Annotated in this window: 2 protein-coding genes; one reads left to right on the top strand and one right to left on the bottom strand. The window is 53.0% G+C overall.

Annotated features, from left to right (window positions below; genetic code table 11):
- Window positions 1-209 precede the first annotated feature (209 nt).
- Window positions 210-1,424, bottom strand: coding sequence for an IS256 family transposase (locus ACGYLA_RS19470; protein WP_394434623.1), 1,215 nt, complete (start codon window positions 1,422-1,424; stop codon window positions 210-212).
- A gap of 72 nt (window positions 1,425-1,496) precedes the next feature.
- On the opposite strand from ACGYLA_RS19470, the gene ACGYLA_RS19465 reads away from it, so the two are divergent.
- The gene (locus ACGYLA_RS19465; RefSeq protein ID WP_394434621.1) at window positions 1,497-1,835 is read left to right on the top strand and encodes a hypothetical protein; all 339 of its coding nucleotides are present in this window, start codon (window positions 1,497-1,499) and stop codon (window positions 1,833-1,835) included.
- The last annotated feature ends 79 nt before the right edge of the window (window positions 1,836-1,914 follow it).

Raw genomic sequence — 1,914 nt, 5'->3', positions numbered from 1 at the left:
CTGCTGGGCGATATCGAAACGGCCTGCAAAGAAGGTGAGGATACTGTCGCGCGTGATGCCGCCCAAGACATACCTTCAATTTGGGATTGTACGCGCATGGAATTCATCAAGCGTATAAAGAGATAGTCTTTCAGCGGATTTGAAAAATGCGGAAATCGGGAGTATCCGAAACTCTGTGTATGAGGTTTAGCCCATGCGGTTTCGACAGGTCATTTATTAAACCGTTCTGGGTATAGGATAGCGAACTGGTTTCGTGCGGCAACCCATTCTCTGACGCATCTGCCGGCCTTCTCGAAACTTCGGATCGCGAGATAGATCAGCTTTGTCGCGGCATCGTCGGTTGGGAAGCTGCCGCGCGTTTTGGTGGTTTTGCGGATGACGCGATTGAGGCTTTCGATCGCATTGGTGGTGTAGATTATTTTGCGGACCGCTGGTGGGAAAGCAAAAAACGGGATCACTTCCTGCCATGCCCGCCGCCAGCTCGGGGCGATTGAGGGGTATTTAGAGCCCCATTCCACCTCGAAATCAGCCAGGGCCTTCTCGGCCTCGCCGTCATCCGTGGCCTGATAAATCCGGCGCAGGTCTTTGGCCACGGCCTTACGATCTTTCCAACCGCAGAAGTTCAAGGAATGGCGCACCAGATGCACGATGCAAGTCTGGACTGTGGTCTCAGGGAAGGCCGCGTTGATAGCGTCAGGGAAGCCTTTTAGCCCATCTACCACCGCGATCAGAATGTCCTCCACACCACGGTTGCGCAGATTATTCATGACACTGAGCCAGAATTTGGCCCCTTCATTATTGGCGATCCATAGACCCAGAACTTCCCGTTCGCCCTCCGGAGTGACCCCCAAAGCCACGTATACGGCCTTGTTTTTGACCTGACGGCTTTCCGCGTCGCGGATCTTGACCCGCAGAGCGTCAAGAAAAACGATCGGATACATCGGTTCCAGGGCGCGGTTCTGCCAGTCCGACACCTCCTCCAGAACGGCATCAGTGACACGGCTGATAAGATCAGCTGACACCTTCAGGCCGTAAACTTCCTCAAGGTGGGCGCGGATGTCGCGGGTCGATAATCCGGCTGCATAGAGGCCAATGATTTTGTCATCCATCCCGTCGATCCGGGTCTGGCCCTTTTTGATCAGCTCAGGCTCGAAACTACCGTCGCGGTCGCGGGGAACGTCAATCGGAACCGTGCCGTCATGGCCCTTCAGCGTTTTGCGCGTCGCGCCATTGCGCCGGTTACGCTGCTCAGTGCCCGGGCGCGCGTCGGGCTCATAGCCCAGATGCTCGGTCAACTCTGCGCCAAGCATCCGCTCCATCAGCCGGACCTTGAGCTCCTTCATCAAACCTTGATCGCCCAGCAAATCGTCCGCGTTCTCAACGCCGCTCAGCAGCTCATCTAAAAGTTCCTTGGAAATCGTCATCGTTGTCATGCTCCTTCGTTGGTGAAGCATGGGCCAAATTACTCATACACAGAAGACCGGACACTCTCTGGCGTGTCGCTAGATCAAAAGAGTTGGCCTAAGAGCTTTAAGGACGACAAGAAGACCGCTAAACTTATGGTTGGTGAAGACTGGAACACCTACGCAAGCGCCCTCGGTGAAACTTATCCAGCACTGTCAAAGGTGCGTAAGAACCACGGCATGGATTTGATGTTAGTTGAGAGTGAAATCATCATTCATGCCATGAACCACCTACTGGATAAAGGTATAGGCTGCATATCCATCCATGATGCCCTAATCGTACCCCAAGAGAACGTTGAAGACGCTAAAGAAGCCTTCTACGCATCCTACAAGCACAAGGGATTCACGCAGCCCAAACTGTCAGTCGGATAGCATGATTTATTTAGGTCTGGCGAGGTGCTAAATCGTATTAGTAAACAGAAGAACAATTATAATATATACCTATAGTATG

The organism is Sulfitobacter sp. 1A13679 (assembly GCF_043557115.1).
Taxonomy (GTDB): domain Bacteria; phylum Pseudomonadota; class Alphaproteobacteria; order Rhodobacterales; family Rhodobacteraceae; genus Sulfitobacter; species Sulfitobacter faviae.
Note: the sequence above shows the minus strand (reverse complement) of the source record. Positions and strands in the feature narration are given on the sequence as shown.

Excerpts from the sequence above, each read along its gene's own strand:
- ACGYLA_RS19470 (WP_394434623.1), bottom strand. The coding sequence starts at position 1,424 with ATGACGATTTCCAAGGAACTTTTAGATGAGCTGCTGAGCGGCGTTGAG.